General features: G+C 73.4%; 15 protein-coding genes. 3 read left to right on the top strand and 12 right to left on the bottom strand.

The window, feature by feature from the left end; translation table 11 throughout:
• From QL983_RS06140 to QL983_RS06125, 4 genes are all read right to left on the bottom strand, one after another.
• A partial coding sequence (locus QL983_RS06140; RefSeq protein WP_290151856.1) for a cytochrome c biogenesis protein ResB occupies positions 1-1,652 on the bottom strand: 1,652 nt, incomplete at its 3' end.
• Entirely contained in the window at positions 1,649-2,404 is a 756-nt protein-coding gene (locus tag QL983_RS06135; RefSeq protein ID WP_036336893.1) for a cytochrome c biogenesis protein CcdA, read from the bottom strand. The genes QL983_RS06135 and QL983_RS06140, both read right to left, overlap by 4 nt.
• Before the next feature lie 16 nt (positions 2,405-2,420).
• Positions 2,421-3,032, bottom strand: coding sequence for a TlpA disulfide reductase family protein (locus tag QL983_RS06130; protein ID WP_061867158.1), 612 nt, complete (start codon positions 3,030-3,032; stop codon positions 2,421-2,423).
• Positions 3,033-3,176: 144 nt separating this feature from the next.
• Positions 3,177-3,851 (bottom strand): histidine phosphatase family protein, encoded by a 675-nt coding sequence (locus tag QL983_RS06125; protein WP_036317266.1) that lies wholly within the window; start codon positions 3,849-3,851, stop codon positions 3,177-3,179.
• A 125-nt stretch (positions 3,852-3,976) separates the two neighbouring features.
• Between QL983_RS06125 and QL983_RS06120 the strand changes: the two genes are divergently transcribed.
• Entirely contained in the window at positions 3,977-4,717 is a 741-nt protein-coding gene (locus QL983_RS06120; protein ID WP_036317269.1) for a hypothetical protein, read from the top strand.
• 6 nt (positions 4,718-4,723) lie between these two features.
• On the opposite strand, the gene QL983_RS06115 is transcribed toward QL983_RS06120, so the two are convergent.
• From QL983_RS06115 to QL983_RS06105, 3 genes are all read right to left on the bottom strand, one after another.
• Positions 4,724-4,993: a glutaredoxin family protein gene (locus QL983_RS06115; RefSeq protein ID WP_036317272.1), complete on the bottom strand. Its 270-nt coding sequence runs from the start codon at positions 4,991-4,993 to the stop codon at positions 4,724-4,726.
• A gap of 95 nt (positions 4,994-5,088) precedes the next feature.
• Positions 5,089-5,187 (bottom strand): AURKAIP1/COX24 domain-containing protein, encoded by a 99-nt coding sequence (locus tag QL983_RS06110; RefSeq protein ID WP_005504750.1) that lies wholly within the window; start codon positions 5,185-5,187, stop codon positions 5,089-5,091.
• Between the two features lie 163 nt (positions 5,188-5,350).
• Positions 5,351-6,604 (bottom strand): acetoin utilization protein AcuC, encoded by a 1,254-nt coding sequence (locus QL983_RS06105; protein ID WP_144869006.1) that lies wholly within the window; start codon positions 6,602-6,604, stop codon positions 5,351-5,353.
• 135 nt (positions 6,605-6,739) lie between these two features.
• On the opposite strand from QL983_RS06105, the gene QL983_RS06100 reads away from it, so the two are divergent.
• Both QL983_RS06100 and QL983_RS06095 read left to right on the top strand, forming a co-directional pair.
• Positions 6,740-8,215 carry a potassium transporter TrkG gene (locus QL983_RS06100; RefSeq protein WP_144869009.1) on the top strand — a complete coding sequence of 492 codons (1,476 nt, stop codon included), beginning with the start codon at positions 6,740-6,742 and terminating at the stop codon, positions 8,213-8,215.
• A complete protein-coding gene (locus tag QL983_RS06095) occupies positions 8,208-8,885 on the top strand; it encodes a TrkA family potassium uptake protein (RefSeq protein WP_002856329.1) in 678 nt (225 codons plus the stop codon). The genes QL983_RS06100 and QL983_RS06095 overlap by 8 nt, the downstream gene beginning before the upstream one ends.
• A gap of 15 nt (positions 8,886-8,900) precedes the next feature.
• On the opposite strand, the gene proC is transcribed toward QL983_RS06095, so the two are convergent.
• The 5 genes from proC to QL983_RS06070 form a co-directional block, all read right to left on the bottom strand.
• On the bottom strand, positions 8,901-9,731 hold the full coding sequence (proC, locus tag QL983_RS06090; RefSeq protein ID WP_036317279.1) for a pyrroline-5-carboxylate reductase: 831 nt from the start codon (positions 9,729-9,731) through the stop codon (positions 8,901-8,903).
• Entirely contained in the window at positions 9,728-10,615 is an 888-nt protein-coding gene (locus QL983_RS06085; RefSeq protein WP_036341218.1) for a sugar phosphate isomerase/epimerase family protein, read from the bottom strand. The genes proC and QL983_RS06085 overlap by 4 nt, the downstream gene beginning before the upstream one ends.
• A 2-nt stretch (positions 10,616-10,617) precedes the next feature.
• Complete coding sequence (locus tag QL983_RS06080; RefSeq protein WP_036341216.1) at positions 10,618-11,640, bottom strand: exopolyphosphatase; 1,023 nt, start codon at positions 11,638-11,640, stop codon at positions 10,618-10,620.
• Between the two features lie 5 nt (positions 11,641-11,645).
• Complete coding sequence (gene topA / locus QL983_RS06075) at positions 11,646-14,480, bottom strand: type I DNA topoisomerase (RefSeq protein ID WP_206495790.1); 2,835 nt, start codon at positions 14,478-14,480, stop codon at positions 11,646-11,648.
• Between the two features lie 142 nt (positions 14,481-14,622).
• Positions 14,623-16,219 (bottom strand): methyltransferase (locus QL983_RS06070; protein ID WP_290151843.1); only part of this gene is annotated, 1,597 nt, incomplete at its 5' end.

The following is a 16,219-nucleotide window of genomic DNA, read 5'->3' as shown; positions in this document are numbered from 1 at the left end:
ATGACCTCCGCGAGGTCCGCGCGCAGGCCGGCCGCGGCGTCGTCGGCCGTCTCGGTGGCGGCGACGATGGGCCACCACTTCTCCATGGCGGCGCGCAGGGCCACGTGCTCCTCGTGGAGGCCGAACTCCTCGCCGCGGGCGAGCAGCGCGTACTCCACGCGGGTGCGGCCGTCGTCGTCGGTGCGGGCGCGCACCCACACGCGGCGGCGGCGGACGAACAGACTGATCGCCAGGCCGAGCAGGGCGGTGCCGGCGAACACGCCGACGCCCCACTTGCCCGGGTCGTAGTGGATGTCCAGGCCGACGTAGCGGCGGACGCCGTCGAAGCTGATGGAGCCCTTGCCCTCGGGCAGCTCGTACGTCTGGCCCGGGCTGAGCACGATGCCGCCGTTCTCGTTGGTGCGGCTGTTGAGCTCGGTGAGGGATGCGGTGTCCAGCACGTACACGTTCTGCGGGCGGCCGGTGTCCAGGCCGAGGTCCCCGTAGTACGAGTTCAGCTGCAGCTCCGGGTTGAGCAGCTCGGGGTCCGCGGAGAACGCGGCGCCTTCCTCGTCCTCCACCGCCGAGGGCAGGAAGAAGCCGACGAAGCCCAGCTGGTCCGGCCGCGCGTCGGGGACCTTGATGGTGGCCTGCGAGCCGTAGTTCTGGTCGAACACGCGGGTGACCACGGGGCCCTGGAAGGCCACGTCCCCGGCGCCGTCGCGGATGGTCACCACGGGCGCGTAGCCGTTGCCCACGAGGTAGACGCGCACGCCGTCGATGTCCAGCGGCTGGTTGACCTTGAGGATCTGGCGCTGGAGCTCGCCGCCGGAGCCCTCGCGGACGTCCATGACGGCGGTGTAGTCCAGCGGCTGGCCGTAGTGGGTCTCGGACTCGCGGTCGAACACGGCGTCGAAGGAGTCGAGGGTGAGGGAGAACGGCTGGAGGTCGTCCGCGCTGAAGTAGGTGCCGGGGGTGAAGGAGTCGTAGGCCACGAGGTTGTTGGCGAAGCCCTCGCCCTCCACGATGATCTTCTGCCCGCCGTACTTGGTCATGCCGCCGTAGGCCATGAACACGAGCACGCCGATCAGCGAGACGTGGAACAGGATGTTGCCGATCTCGCGCAGGTATCCGCGCTCGGCGCCCACGGACGCGCCGCCGGCCTCGGGGCGGTGCTCCACGCGGTAGCGGCGCTTGCGCAGCCACGCCTGGGCTCTGGCCACGGCCTCCTCGGGGCTCGGGCCGCCCTCCTCGAGGACGACGACGCCGGAGGCCGGCAGGCGCGTCAGGTTGCGGGGGGTGCGGGCCGGGGGCTGGCGCAGGGCCTTGGCGTGCTGGATGGCGCGCGGCCACACGCAGCCCACGAGGGAGACGAACAGCAGCAGGTAGATGGCCGAGAACCAGACGGAGTTGTAGACGTCGAAGAACTGCAGGGCGTCCAGGACGGGGCCCCACACGGGGTTGTCCTCGATCCACTGGTCCACGATCTCGGGGCCGGCACGGCGCTGGGGCACGAGGGAGCCGGGCACGGCGGCGACGGCGAGCAGGAGCAGCAGCATGAGCGCGGTGCTCATGCTGGTCAGCTGGGTCCAGATCCAGCGCAGGGTGCCCGCCAGGCCGAGGCGCGGCAGGGTGACGGGCTCGGAGCGCGTCCGGGCGGCCTTGGAGCTCACAGGGGCATCTCCCATTCGTTGGCGAACCACAGCTGCAGCTGCGTGGTCCAGGCGGTCCAGACGCCGGTGACCATGAGCAGGCCCAGCGCGATCAGCAGGGCGCCGCCGAGGCGCATGATCAGCACGCGGTGCCGGCGGAAGAACCCGAGGGCCCGCATGCCGCGCTCCATGCCGAGGGCCATGAGCACGAACGGCAGGCCCAGGCCGAGGCAGTAGAGGAAGGCGAGCAGGGCGCCGCGGCCCACGGAGCCGGAGCTGGCCGTGGACATGGCCAGGACGGCGGCCATGGTGGGGCCGATGCACGGCGCCCAGCCCAGGCCGAAGGTCATGCCCAGCAGGGGCGCGCCGACCAGGCCGGCGGCGGGCTTGAAGTGGACGCGGCGCTCCTGCTGAAGCCGGCCGCCGCCGCCGAGGAACACGAGGCCCATGAGCATCACGAGCACGCCGAGCACGGGGGTGACCCAGGCGCCGTCGCGCCGCAGCCAGACCATGGCCTGGGTGAACACCACGGTGATGCCCACGAACACCACGGCGAACCCGAGCACGAACAGCACGGAGCCGAGCACGAGGCGCCCGCGGCGGCGGCTGGTGAGCACGTCCCCGCCGAGGCCGGTGACGTACCCGAGGTAGCCGGGCACGAGCGGCAGCACGCACGGGGAGAGGAAGGAGATCAGGCCGGCCAGCACGGCGATCGGCGCGGCCAGCAGCAGGGAGCCGTCGAGGGCGATCTCGGCGAAGGGGTTGCTCTGCATGGACACGGCGGCCGGGTCAGGCCGCGGCCTCGTCCACCACGGTGGTGAGCAGGGCGCGCAGGGTGGACTCCTCCACGGCGCCGAGCACGCGGGCGGCCACGCGGCCCTCGACGTCCAGGACGAGGGTGGAGGGCACGGCCTGCGGGGGCACGTAGTCGGTCATGTTCAGGAGCACGTCCCCGCGGGCGTCCTCGATGGACGGGTAGGGGATCTCGAAGGTGCGCTCGAAGGCCTGCGCGGTGGTGACGGTGTCCCGGACGTTCACGCCGAGGAACCGCACCCCCTGCGGGGCGAACTGCTCGTGCAGGGAGACGAGGTGGGGGGCCTCGACGCGGCACGGCGCGCAGGCGGCGTACCAGAAGTTCAGCAGGGCGGGGGTGCCGCGCAGGCTCGCGCCGGTCACGGGGGTGCCGTCGAAGAGCTCGGCGGCGAACTCCACGGGGGCGCCGCGCTCGGCGGGGGCGATCTCCAGGACGGAGCCGTCGCCGGCGATGTAGTTCTTGCCGTCCGCGTTGCCCGCCTGCCGCGTCAGCGAGTCGTCCCCCGAGCACGCCGCGAGGACGGGCGCGAGGCCGAGCAGCGAGAGGCCGGTCAGCACGGTGCGACGGGACGGACGGGGGGTCTGCATGGCGGGCTGCCCTCCAGGGGACGCGCGGGGCTGGATTCCGGGTACCTGGGGAGTCTACTGTCCGCCCCGCATTCTGACTGAACCCTGGACGTCACACCCCCACCCCGTGGGAGGCTGCGGCCGGCGTCGTCGACGCCGGCCGTCTCAGGCGCCCGGCAGGGAGGAGGCGTCCTTGAGCAGGGCCTGGTTCGGTTCGTGGTACTCGACGCGCGGCACCCTGCGCCCTTCCTCGTACACGAGCGAGGTCACGGAGGTCAGCGAGCACTCACGCCGGCGCGGGTCGTGCCACAGCGGACGGCCCTCGACGGCCAGGCGCGTCACCCAGATCGGCAGCTGGTGCGAGACGAGCACGGACTCGGCGCCGGGCCCCTCGGCGGCCACGGCCTCGCCGCGGAGCCGGTCGACGACGGCCAGCATCCGGGCGGCCTGCGCGCGGTACGGCTCGCCCCAGGACGGGCGCAGGGGATTGCGCAGCCGGGGCCACAGCCGCGGGTTCCGCTTCAGCGACGCCGCCACCTGGGACATGCCCTCGAAGGCGTTCTCCGCCTCGATCAGGTCCGGCTCGGTGACCAGCGGCAGGTCGAACGCGGCCGCGATGGGCGCGGCGGTCTGCTGCGCGCGGGTCAGCGGGGAGGCGGCGACGACGGCGGGCGCCCGGCCGGTCTGCGCGGCACGCTCCTCGAACCACGCGGCCACGCCCCGGGCCATCTCGTGGCCGAGCTCCGAGAGCCCGAACTCCGGCAGGCGGCCGTAGAGGACACGATCGGGGTTGTGGACTTCTCCGTGGCGGACCAGGTGGACGGTGGCGAGCGTCTGCATGGGGCCAGTCTGGCAGAGGCGGACCGGTGGCCCCGGCGGTAGCGTGGGGCACAGCTCGGCGCGACCGCGCCGCCACCCCCGTCCGCACCGAGACGCCGCGAGCGTCGGCGTCGCTAGGAGGCCCCATGTCCGGCACCTCGCCCACCGATCCCCACGGCAGCCAGAACCCGTACGGCGCCGACCCGTACGGCGCCGTCCCGCAGGGGTCGACCCCGGGCTCCCCCGACCCGGCGGGTGCGAGCCCGTACGGCCAGAACCCCTACGGCGCACCGCCGGCGACTCCGTACGGCGCCCCGGGCCAGGCGGGGATGCCCCAGGCCCCCTCCCCCCACGGCCCGGCCGGCTGGCAGTCTCCCGGCCCGGTCGAGCTGCCCCCGCGGCCGCGCTCCCTGACGGCCGCGTTCTGGCTGATCGTCTCGGGCGGCCTCCTGCTGCTGGCGACGACCCTGCTGGCGGCCTTCGCCCTCACCCAGCCGGAGGGCCAGGCCGCGATCCAGCAGGAGCTGGACCGGTCCGTCGAGCAGATGGATCTGCCCGCCGACCAGGCGGAGCAGATGCGCGCCATGATGGACGGGATGCTCCCGGCCCTCGCCACGACGGCGGCCGTGTTCGGCGTGCTCGCGTTCCTCGTCTACCTGTGGGTGGCGTTCGCGATCCGCGGCGGCTCGCGCGCCGCGCGCATCGTCGGAACGGTGCTGGCGGCCCTGTCCGTGCTGGTGCTGGTCTCCAACGCCGTGATGGGGGCGTTCAGCCCGCTGGACCTGGTGTGGGTGGGCCTCGGCGTCGCCGGCATCGTGCTCGCCTACCGCCCGGACGCCACGGAGTACATGCGGCTGAAGGCCTGGCAGCGCTTCGCGCGCCGCTGAGCCCGCTCAGACCCGCGGGGCGTCCAGGAGCCGGCCCAGGCGGGCCGGGTCCACGCGCCAGAAGTCGCGCTGGACGCCGTCGACGAACAGCACGGGCACCTCGTCCGCGAACCGCTCGAGCAGGGCCGGGTGCGCGGCGCCGTCGACGGCCTCCCAGGCCTCGCCCCGCGCATCGCACACCTGCGCCACCGCGGCCTCGGCCTCGGCGCACAGGTGACAGCCGGGCTTCACGAGCAGCTGGACACGGGCGGTGGCGGCGGGCAGGTCGGCGGTCATGGCCCCACTCTACGGATCGCCGTCCACGACGAAGCCGCCGTCCCCCCGGAAGGGGACGGCGGCTTCGTCTCGTCAGCGCCCGGAGGGCGCGGGCGTCACTTCTTGTTGCGACGCTGGTGACGGGTCTTGCGAAGCAGCTTGCGGTGCTTCTTCTTCGACATGCGCTTGCGGCGCTTCTTGATCACAGATCCCATGGGGACTCCTTGAATCGGGGCGAGGGTCGGCGGTCGTGGGACCGCAGGCATCCGGGGCGCCGGACACGCCGACCCGCATTCCACCGGATGTGGAACGCCTGGAAACGTTCTCGGCCACAATACCGGCCGCACGGGCCGCGGTCGAACCGGGACGCGGGCCGGCTCAGTCGAACCAGGGGTCCAGCCCGTGCAGCGGGAACACCTCGCGGCGCGTGGCCATGATCGACTGGTCCACCGGGTCGGCCGGGTCGTAGCCCACCTCCCACGAGCGCCACCACACGTCCGCGTCCTCGCCCATCACGGTGGGGATCCGCTCGGCGTCGTCCCCCACGTGCACGGACATGTCCCCGGTCAGCTCGTCCGCGGTGAGGGCCCGGACGTGCTCGATCCAGGCGGCGGGGATCTCGCTCTTCACCGGGATCGGGGTCTGCAGGACGGCGGCGGTCAGGTGGGCCCACGCGCGCGGCACCACCCGCAGCGGGTTGTAGCCGCCACCCCCGGTGGCCAGCCACCGGCCGTGCGCGAACCGGTCGGCCCAGTCGCCGACGTCGAACGCGAGCTGGCGCTGGCCGTCCACGGTCAGCCGCAGGTCGGCGAGCGGGTCCGTGAGGTGGCCGTCGCAGCCGTGCTGGCTGACCAGCACGTCCGGGGCGAACGCCTCCAGCAGCGGCGGGACCACGGCGTGGGCGGCGCGCAGGAAGCCGGCGTCGCCGGTGCGCGGGGGCAGCGCGACGTTCACCGCCGTGCCCTGGGCGGCCACGCCGCCGATCTCGTTGGCGAAGCCCGTGCCCGGGAACAGGCTGATGCCCGTCTCGTGCAGGGAGATGGTGAGCACGCGGGGGTCGTCGTAGAAGATCGACTGCGTGCCGTCGCCGTGATGCGCGTCCACGTCGACGTAGGCCACGCGCTCCGCGCCGAGGTCCAGCAGGCGCTGGATGGCCACGGCGCAGTCGTTGTAGATGCAGAACCCGGACGCCGAGGACCGGGCGGCGTGGTGCATGCCGCCCGCGAAGTTCACGGCGCGGTCCACCTCGCCGGACCAGATCGCCTCCGCCGCCACGAGGGAGCCGCCCGCGATCCGGGCGGCGGACTCGTGCAGGTCCGGGAACACGGGACAGTCCTCGGTGCCCAGGCCGAAGCGGTCGTCTTCGACTGACGACGTCGCCGCGGCCCGGCGGACGGCGGCGACGTACTCGGGGTCGTGGACGAGGGCGAGCTGCTCGTCCGTGGCCACGGGCGGCTCCACGATCCGTACGTGGGGGGCGTCCAGCAGGCCGAACGCCTCCACGAGCCGGTGCGTGAGGTCCAGACGCAGGGGCGCCATCGGGTGCTCCGCGCTGAACCGGTAGCGGAGCAGGCTGGAGTCCCACACCACAGCGGCGGGGGTGGGAGCGGGAGGGGTGGACGTGGTGCTCATCACGGTCCAGCCTAGGGCTCCGGGCGGCACGGTGGCGACGATCGCCTCGGATGTCTCGCCCGCGTGACGCGCGGGCCACGGCGCGCGCGATACTGGGAGCCGGTCCGTTCCCCGTCCCCGTGCAGGAGGTGCCCCGTGGCAGGTCCCCGTCCGACCCCGCACGCCCGCCGCCATGGCGGGGTGCGCCGGCCCGGCGGCCTCCCCCGGCCCGGCCAGGCCTCCACGCTGGAGTCCTCGACCGACCTGCGCACGGTGCTGCGGCGCTCGGGCCGCGCCGTCAGCTCCGTGGTGGGTGGCTCCCCGGCCCGCGCCGCCCTCTCCGCCTTCGCCCTCATGGCCCTGGTGTTCACCGGGCTCCTCGCCCTGCCGTGGGCCGCGGCGGACGGTCACGCCACCCCCCTGCACGACGCCATGTTCACCGCGGTCTCCGCCTTCTCCGTGACCGGTCTGACCACCGTCAACACGGCCGTGCACTGGTCCCCCGCGGGCCAGGTGATCATCCTCGTGGCCATCCAGATCGGCGGCCTGGGCATCCTCTCGATGGCCTCGCTGCTCACGCTGGCCGTCTCCCGGCATCTGGGCCTGAGATCGAAGCTGGCGACGCAGCAGGCGGGCATGACCTCCGGCAGTCTCGGCGAGGTCGGCCAGCTGCTGCGCGTCGTCGTCCTGACGGTGCTGACCGCCGAGGCCGCGCTGGCGCTCGTCCTCGTGCCGCGGTTCGCGGCCATCTCCGGCTCGTGGCTCACCGGCCTGTGGCACGGTGTCTTCTACTCGGTCAGCGCCTTCAACAACGCGGGGTTCACCCTGCACGTGGACGGCCTGCCGGAGATCATGCACGACCCGGTGATCATCACGGTGCTCGGCGTCGGCGTGTTCCTCGGCGCGCTCGGCTTCCCCGTGGTCATGGTGCTGCTGGAGAAGGGGTGGCGGTTCCGGGAGTGGAACCTGCACACCAAGCTCACGGTCGAGGTGACGCTGGCCCTGCTGGTGCTCGGCGCCGTCGCCCTCTTCTTCTTCGAGGCGGGCAACCCGGCGACCCAGGCCGGCATGGGCTTCTGGCAGCGGGTCGGGCACTCCCTGTTCGGCTCCGTGATGACCCGCTCCGGAGGCTTCGCGATCGACGACACGAACGCGCACCAGCCCGAGTCCCTGCTGCTCATGGACGCGCTGATGTTCGTGGGCGGTGGGTCCGCCTCCACCGCGGGCGGCATCAAGGTGACCACGCTGGCGATCATGTTCCTCGCGATCGTGGCGGAGGCGCGCGGCGACCGCGAGGTGACGGCGCACGGCCGCACGATCGCCCCCGAGTCCCTGCGCGTGGCCATCGCGGTGCTCGCACTCGGGGCCACCCTCGTGCTCGTGGCCACTCTGGCGCTGGTGCACATCACCGACGAGTCCCTCCAGCGACCCCTGTTCGAGGTGATCTCCGCGTTCGGCACGTGCGGGCTCTCCGTGGGCGTCTCCGCGGAGAGCCCACCGGCCGGCAAGTACGTCCTGACGGCCATGATGTTCGCGGGCCGCGTTGGTACGATCACGTTCGCCGCCGCCCTGGCCCTGCGCCAGCGGCGCGTGCTCTACCGCTACCCCGTCGAGAGGCCGGTCATTGGCTGACACCCCGCAGCGCACCGATCCCAACGCCCCCGTGCTCGTCGTGGGGCTGGGCCGCTTCGGCGCCGCCACGGCCGAGGAGCTCGTCGCACAGGGGCGCGAGGTGCTCGCCGTCGAGCGGGACCCCGTCCTCGTGCAGCGCTACGCCCCCTCGCTGACCCACGTGGTGGAGGCGGACGCCACCGACTCCGAGGCCCTGCGCCAGCTCGGTGCGCAGGACTTCTCGACGGCGGTGGTCGGCGTGGGCACCTCCATCGAGGCATCGGTGCTGATCACCGTGAACCTCGTGGACCTGGAGATCCCGCACATCTGGGTGAAGGCGATCAGCGAGGCGCACGGCACGATCCTCAAGCGGATCGGGGCGAACCATGTGATCTTCCCGGAGCACGACGCCGGCGTGCGCGCCGCCCACCTCGTGAACGGGCGCATGCTCGACTTCATCGAGTTCGACGACGACTTCGCGATCGTGAAGATGTACCCGCCGGCCGAGTGCGTGGGCTTCACGCTCGCCGAGTCCCACGTGCGCTCCAAGTACGGCGTGACCGTGGTGGGTGTGAAGACCCCGGGCGAGGACTTCACCTACGCCCAGCCGGACACCCGGGTGGGCCCGCGCGACACCCTCATCGTCTCGGGCCACACCGACCTCATCGACCGGTTCGCCGCCCGGCCCTGAGGCACGCCGGAGCCGTCAGGCCCCGAACTCCTCGGCCATCTCCTTGTCGCGCTGCGCGGCCGCGTCCATGGCACGGTTCACGAGGTCGCCCATGCCGCCGTCCAGGAACGCCTCCACGGCCTTCTCAGTGGTGCCGTTCGGGCTCATCACGGCCTTGCGCAGAGCCTCGGCCCTGGCCCCCTCCTGCTGGAGCATGATGCCGGCGCCCTTGACGGTGGCCGCGGCCATGGCCTCGGCGGAGGCGGCGTCCAGTCCCATCTCCGCACCGTGGGCGGCGATCAGCTCGGCCAGCAGGAACACGTAGGCCGGGGCGGAGCCGGCGGTGGCCACCACGGCGGAGAGCTGCTCCTCGGCCACCGGCACCACCAGGCCGGAGCCCTCGAAGAGAGCGCGCACGGCGGTGGTCTGCTCCTCGGTGACGCCCGGCCCGGGGGCCACGCCCACGACGCCGGAGCCCACCGTCAGGGGCGTGTTCGGCATGGTCCGCACGATCGGCTGCCCCGCGGGCAGCACGGCGGCCATGGTCGCGGCGGTGACGCCGGCTGCCACGGACACCACCACAGTCTCGGGGCGCAGCGACGGCGCCAGGTCCGTGAGGGTGGCGACCATGTCCTTCGGCTTCACGCCCACCAGGACGATGTCCGCCTCAGCGACCGCGGCATGGTTGGCGCGTTCGTCCCGCTCCTGGGAGGTCACGGTGACGCCGTGCTGCGCGGCGGCCTTCTCGGCGGAGGCGGCGGAGCGGGTGGTCGCGGTGACGTCCTCGGCGCGCACGGCGCCGGCCTCGAGGGCTCCGGCGAGGATCGCGCCGGTCATGGTGCCCAGGCCCAGGATGGTCAGCTTCATGGTCGGTCCATCTCCTTCGTGGTCGGGCGCAGAACGCCGCCGTCGTGGTGGTGGTCGGTCCCGCCGGCGGCCAGGTGCTCGCGGGCGAACGCGAGCGAGGCGGCGAGCATCTCCTCCCGCTGGCCCGCGTACTCCACGCCGCGCGTGCCCACCTCCACGCACACCGTGCCGGCCAGGCCCGCGGTCGCCAGGTGGCGCAGGGTCTCGGCCACGGGCTGGGTGCCCTCGCCGGGGACCAGGTGGTCGTCCTTGCCGGAGTCGTTGCCGTCGGTGAGGTGGACGTGCCGCAGCCGCGGGCCGAGCTCGCGGACGGCCGCCAGGGAGTCCGCCCGCGCGATGGCCGCGTGGGAGAAGTCCCAGCAGATGTGCTCGTACGGCTCGGGCAGCGGGTTCCAGTGCGGCAGGTACATCTTGGCCTTGCGGCCGTAGGCCCGCCACGGGTACATGTTCTCCACGGCGATCACGACGCCGGTCTCCGCCATGAGCTCGTGGATGCCCTCGGCGAAGCGCACCGCGTACGTGCCCTGCCAGCGGAACGGCGGGTGGGCGACCACGGTGGCCGCGCCCACGGCCTGCGCCAGCTCCACGGAGCGGCGGATCTTGGACCACGCGGAGCCCCAGACCTGCTGCGTGAACAGCAGGGTGGGCGCGTGGATGGAGTCGATGGGCATCCCGTGCCGCTCGGACAGCCGCGTCAGCCGCCGCGCGTCCTGGCTCCACGCGTTGTGCGTGACCATGACCTCCACGCCGTCGTAGCCGAGGTCCTCGGCGGTGGCGAACACGTCCTGGGTGCCCAGGGGGAACACGGACGAGGAGGACAGGGTCACGGGGATGTCCGCTCCGAAGCGCGCCGCGGGGGCCAGGTGCGCGGTGGAGTCCGGCATGGTCAGCGCACCCCCAGGCTCAGTCCCGGCAGGAGGGTGTCCGGGTTGAGGTTCACGTGGCCGACGCCGGGCCGGCCGTCCCGGGTGAGGTGGCCCTCGAGCATGAGCGCGTCGAGGCGGTTGAGGATCAGGCCCTCGCGCAGCGCCCACGGGCAGATCTCGAGCTGGGCGATGCCGAACGTGCGCATGGCCGTCAGCGCGACGATCGCCCCCGCGAACACCTGGTGCGCGCGCACGTCCGAGACGCCGGGCAGCTCCGCCCGCTCCGCGACGGTCATCGCCGCGAGGCGGTTCACCCACAGGTGCAGGTCGTCCGCGCGCAGGTGCCGCTTCACGAAGGGGCCCGCCGCCGACGGCGCCGCCCCGGTGATCCGGGCGAGGGAGCGGAACGTCTTCGAGGTGGCGGTGACCACCACGGGCGACTCGATGCGCGGGAAGGCCGTATACGCCTCCTCGAGTCGCTTCTCCACGTGCTTGCGGAGCTTCTTCACCGCCTTGGGGCTGGGCGGGTCCTCGAGCACCCAGTCGCGGGTGAGGCGGCCGGCGCCCAGCGGCAGGGACAGGGCGTGCGAGGGCAGCTCGTCCTGGCCGTAGGCGATCTCGAAGGAGCCGCCGCCGATGTCGAAGTTCAGGATGGAGCCGGCGCCCCAGCCCTGCCAGCGGCGCACGGCGAAGTACGTCATGGCCGACTCCTGGTCCCCCGTGAGCTCGGAGAGGTGCACACCGGTCTCGGCCTGCACGCGGGCCAGCACGGCGGCGCCGTTCGCGGACTCGCGGATCGCCGAGGTGCAGAACGAGATCATGTCCTCCGCCCGATGCTCCTCCGCGAACGCGGCGGCCTCCCGGACGAAGTCCACGAGCTCCCGCTGTCCCTCCTCCGTGATCGCCCCGTCGGCGTCCTGGTAGCGGATCAGCGGAAGGGAGCGCTTGTGCTCCGCGTAGGCGACGGGGCGGGCCCCCGGGTGGGCGTCCACGAGCAGCAGGTGGACGGTGTTGGACCCGATGTCCAGGACGCCGAGGCGCATGGCGCTCAGGCCTTCTTCCGCGCGGTGGTCTTCTTGGCCGGGGCCTTGCGGGCCGCCGGCTTCTTGGCACCGCCGCGGGTGGCCGGGCCCTTGGCACGCTTGTCCGCGAGCAGCTGGTAGGCCTCCTCCGCCGTGAGCTCCTCGGGCTGACGGCCGCGCGGGACGGTGATGTTGGTGACCCCGTCCGTGACGTACGGGCCGAAGCGGCCCTCCTTCACGGTGACCTTCTTGCCGGAGACCGGGTCCTCGCCGAACTCGGCCAGCGGCGGCTTGGCGGCCCCGCGGCCACGCTGCTTCGGCTGGGCGTAGATCTCGAGGGCCTGCTCCTGCGTGATGCTGAAGATCTGGTCCTCGGACTCGAGCGAGCGCGAGTCCGAGCCCTTCTTCAGGTAGGGCCCGAAGCGGCCGTTCTGGGCGGTGATGACCTCGCCCTCGGCGTCCGCGCCCACGACGCGCGGCAGGGACATCAGCTGCAGCGCCTGCTCGAGGGTCACGGTGTCCACGGACATGCTCGTGAAGAGGGAGCCGGTGCGGGGCTTCTCCTTGGCCGGCTTCTTCTTCGGCTTGGGCTTGCCGTTCTTGTAGTACTCGGTGGGCTGGGCGTCGAGCCAGGCCTGCAGCTCCTCCTCGGTCATCTCCGGGATGACCTCGGTGACGTAGGGCCCGTAGCGCCCGTCCCTGGCGACGACGGTCCGGCCCGTCTCCGGGTCCGTGCCGAGCTCGCGCTCGGAGGGCTGGGCGGTGGCGAACAGCTCCTCGGCCTTGGCCGGGGTGAGCTCGTCCGGGGCCAGGTCCTCGGGGACGTTGGCGCGCGGCGGGGTGGCGCCCGCCTCCGCGTCGGCCGGCAGCGACCGCTCCAGGTACGGGCCGTACTGGCCCACCCGCAGGGTGATGTCCTCGGTGATCGGCAGCGAGTTCACGGCCCGCGCGTCGATCTCGCCGAGGTTGTCCACCACGTGCTTGAGGCCCTCGACGCCCTTCTCCGTCTCCGCGGCGGGGGCCCCGAAGTAGAAGGTCTGCAGCCAGGCCTCGCGGCCGAGCTCGCCCGCCGCGATCCGGTCGAGGTCGTCCTCCATGCGGGCCGTGAAGTCGTAGTCCACGTACTTCGCGAAGTAGTCCTCGAGCAGCCCGATCACCGCGAACGCGGTCCACGACGGGACGAGCGCGGTGCCGCGCTTGGACACGTAGCCGCGGTCCATGATCGTGGAGATCGTCGGGGCGTACGTGGAGGGACGCCCGATCTCGCGGCGCTCCAGCTCGGCGACGATCGACGCCTCGGTGTAGCGGGCCGGCGGGGAGGTCTCGTGCCCGGTGGCCTCGATCGGGTCACCGGTGAGGCGCTCGCCCTGGGCCACCTGCGGCAGGCGGCGGTCCTTGGCCTCCGCGTTCTCGCCGTCGACCTCGGCGTCCCGGCCCTCCTCGTACGCGTCGAGGAAGCCCTTGAACGTGATGACCGTGCCCGAGGCGCTGAACTGCGCGAGGCGGCCGTCCTGCGCGGTGGCCGAGAGCCGCAGCGTGGCGGTGTAGCCCTTGGCGTCGGCCATCTGCGAGGCCACGGTGCGCTTCCAGATCAGCTCGTACAGGCGGAACTCGTCCGGGCGCAGCTCGGCCTTGACCTGGGCCGGGGTCCGGAAGGAGTCCCCCGCGGGCCGGATGGCCTCGTGGGCCTCCTGCGCGGTCTCGTTGCGCTTGGCGTAGACGCGCGGCTGGGCCGGCACGGCGTCCGCCCCGTAGAGCTCGGTAGCCTGGCGCCGGGCGGCCTGCACGGCCTCCTGCGAGAGGTTCACCGAGTCCGTGCGCATGTACGTGATGTAGCCGTTCTCGTACAGGCGCTGGGCCACCTGCATGGAGACGCGGGAGCTCATGCGGAGCTTGCGGGCGGCCTCCTGCTGCAGCGTGGAGGTGGTGAAGGGGGCGGCCGGGCGGCGGGTGTACGGCTTGTCCTCCACCGAGTCGACCGTGAAGTCCGCCCCGCGCAGACCCTCGGCCAGCGAGCGGGCGCCGGCCTCGTCCAGGTGGGTCACCTTCTTGCCGGCGGAGGCCTTGAGCCGCCCGGCGTCGTCGAAGTCGCGGCCCGTGGCCACGCGCTGGCCGTCCACCGTGCTGAGGCGGGCCGTGAACGAGCTGCCCACGGCGTCCGCGGCCTGCGCGCCCTCGGCCACCGTGAAGGTGCCCTCCACGCCCCAGTAGTGGGCGGAGACGAAGGCCATGCGCTCCCGCTCGCGCTCGACGACGAGGCGGGTGGCCACCGACTGCACGCGGCCCGCCGAGAGCCCGCGGGAGACCTTGCGCCAGAGCACCGGCGAGAGCTCATAGCCGAACAGGCGGTCGAGGATGCGGCGCGTCTCCTGGGCGTCCACGAGGGCCGTGTCCAGCTCACGGATGTTCTCCAGACCGCGGCGCACGCCCTCCTTGGTGATCTCGCCGAAGGTCATGCGGTACACCGGCACCGTGGGCTTGAGGGTGTCCAGCAGGTGCCAGGCGATGGCCTCGCCCTCGCGGTCCGCATCCGTGGCGAGGTAGAGGGCCTCGGCGTCCTTGAGCTCGCGCTTGAGCTCGGTGACCTTCTTCTTCTTGTCCGGGTGCACCACGTAGTACGGGGTGAAGCCGTGCTCCGTGTCCACGGCGAACTTGCCGAACGGGCCCTTCTTCATCTCCGCCGGCAGGTCCGAGGGCTTGGGCAGGTCGCGGATGTGCCCCACGGAGGAGTCCACCACCCAGCCCTCGCCCACCGCGTTGAGGTACTTCGCGATGGACTTGCTCTTGGCCGGGGACTCCACGATGACCAGCTTCTTGCCCGAGGGCACGGGAGCGGTCACGGAAGCGGGGGGAGTGGACAACGGGTCCTCCTGGGACGGGATTGTTGCGGATCCGGGGCCGACGCGAGCCGACCCGCGTCCGCCGCGGACGGACGTCCCCACATCGTAGGGCGCGCTGACCACGATAACGCCCGGCGTCCCCGCGCCCGCCACCGCCCGATCGTCAGCCCTCCACCAGGAACCCGTCCTCGTACAGCTCCCGCAGCGCGGCCAGCAGGCCGGCCCGCCCGACGTCGTCCAGCTCCAGCAGCGCGGCGACCGCGCCCACCAGCTGCCCCACGGACAGCTCGCCGTCGCTGGCGGACAGCACGCCCGCCGTCGCGGTGTCCAGGCGCGCCACGCGCCGGAACCCGGAGCCCTGCCGGGCCAGGATCACCTCGGGGTGCTCCGCCCCGAACCGCTGGTGCCGCTCTTCCGTGACGTCCGCGGCCACGCGCAGGTGCAGGCCCCGCAGCGCGGCCAGGGCCGGGTCCCCGACGGCGTCCCCGGCCCCGGCGCCCGCGGCGAGCCGGTCCCGGCGGGCGACGGCGGCGGCCCACGCGGCGCCGAGGGCCTCATCCACGGGCTGGGTCAGCTCCTCAACGACCACCCACCCCCGGCCCTGGGAGCCGTCCGCGGCGGGCCGACGCAGCCACACGTGTCCGAAGCCGACCCCGGCCACGCCGCGGGCGTCGAAGTCCTCCAGGTACCCGCGGTAGGCGGCCTCATAGGCGGGCGGGTCGAGCTCGAGCGAGGAGTCCTGCAGCCACGTCTCCGCGTAGCCCGCGGGGTCCTGCCGGTCGCGCTGGAGCAACCAGGCCTGCATCCCCGGCGCCACCCACGAACGCGGGCGCGCGTTCCACGGTGCGGTGTCGGCGTCGGTGGTGTCCCCCGCCGGGATCTCCCAGTTGGCGAGCAGCTGCGCGGTGCCGCCCTCGGCGAGCACGTCCGGCAGGGCCGCGATCAGCTCCGCGACGATCCGGTCGCCCTCACGGCCGCCGTCGCGGTAGGTCAGCACGGGCGCGTCCGGGTCCGTGCGCGGGGTGATCACGAACGGCGGGTTCGAGACCACGAGGTCGAACCGCTCCCCCGCCACCGGCGCCAGCAGATCGCCGGCCGCCAGCCGGACCCGGTCCTCGAGCCGCTCCCGGTCGAGGCCGAGCACGTCCGCGTTGAGCAGCAGGTTGAACCGGGTGAAGGCGAGGGCGCGCTCGGAGAGGTCCGTGGCGGTCACGTGGTCGGCGTGGGCGAGCAGGTGCAGGGTCTGGATCCCGCAGCCCACCCCCACGTCCAGGGCGCGGGCCACGGGACGGCGCTGCGTGGCGCCGGCGAGCGTGAGGGAGGCCCGACCGATGCCGAGCACGTGCTCGGGAGGCAGCGGGCCGCGCCGCTGCAGGGCCGTCAGGTCCGAGGCGATCCACATCCGGCCCGGCTCGTCCGCGTCGTACGGCGAGAGGTCCACCGCGCCGCGCACGCGCCCGTCCGGCCCCTCGACGACGAGCCCGGCCGCCACGGCCCCGGCCAGACCGAGGCTGGGCAGCGCGGCGTCGAGGTCGGCGGCGGGGACGGGGTCGCCGAGCAGCCAGGCCCCGACGGCGGCGGCGAGGCCCCGCGTGCCGTGCCGGTCGCCGGGGCCGGCTGCGTCGTCGTGCCGGCCGGGGCCCGCCAGGTGACCGGCGACGACGCGGCGGGCGGCCTCGGCGTGCTCGCGGTCCAGGGCGAGCGTGGCCACGGCTCCGAGCAGCCCCTCGACGGCGGCGGTGGTGAACGGCAGGGCCGCC

It is taken from the genome of Micrococcus sp. APC 4021, from assembly GCF_030407635.1.
In the GTDB taxonomy this organism is placed as follows: Bacteria; Actinomycetota; Actinomycetes; order Actinomycetales; family Micrococcaceae; genus Micrococcus; species Micrococcus luteus.
Note: the sequence above shows the minus strand (reverse complement) of the source record. Positions and strands in the feature narration are given on the sequence as shown.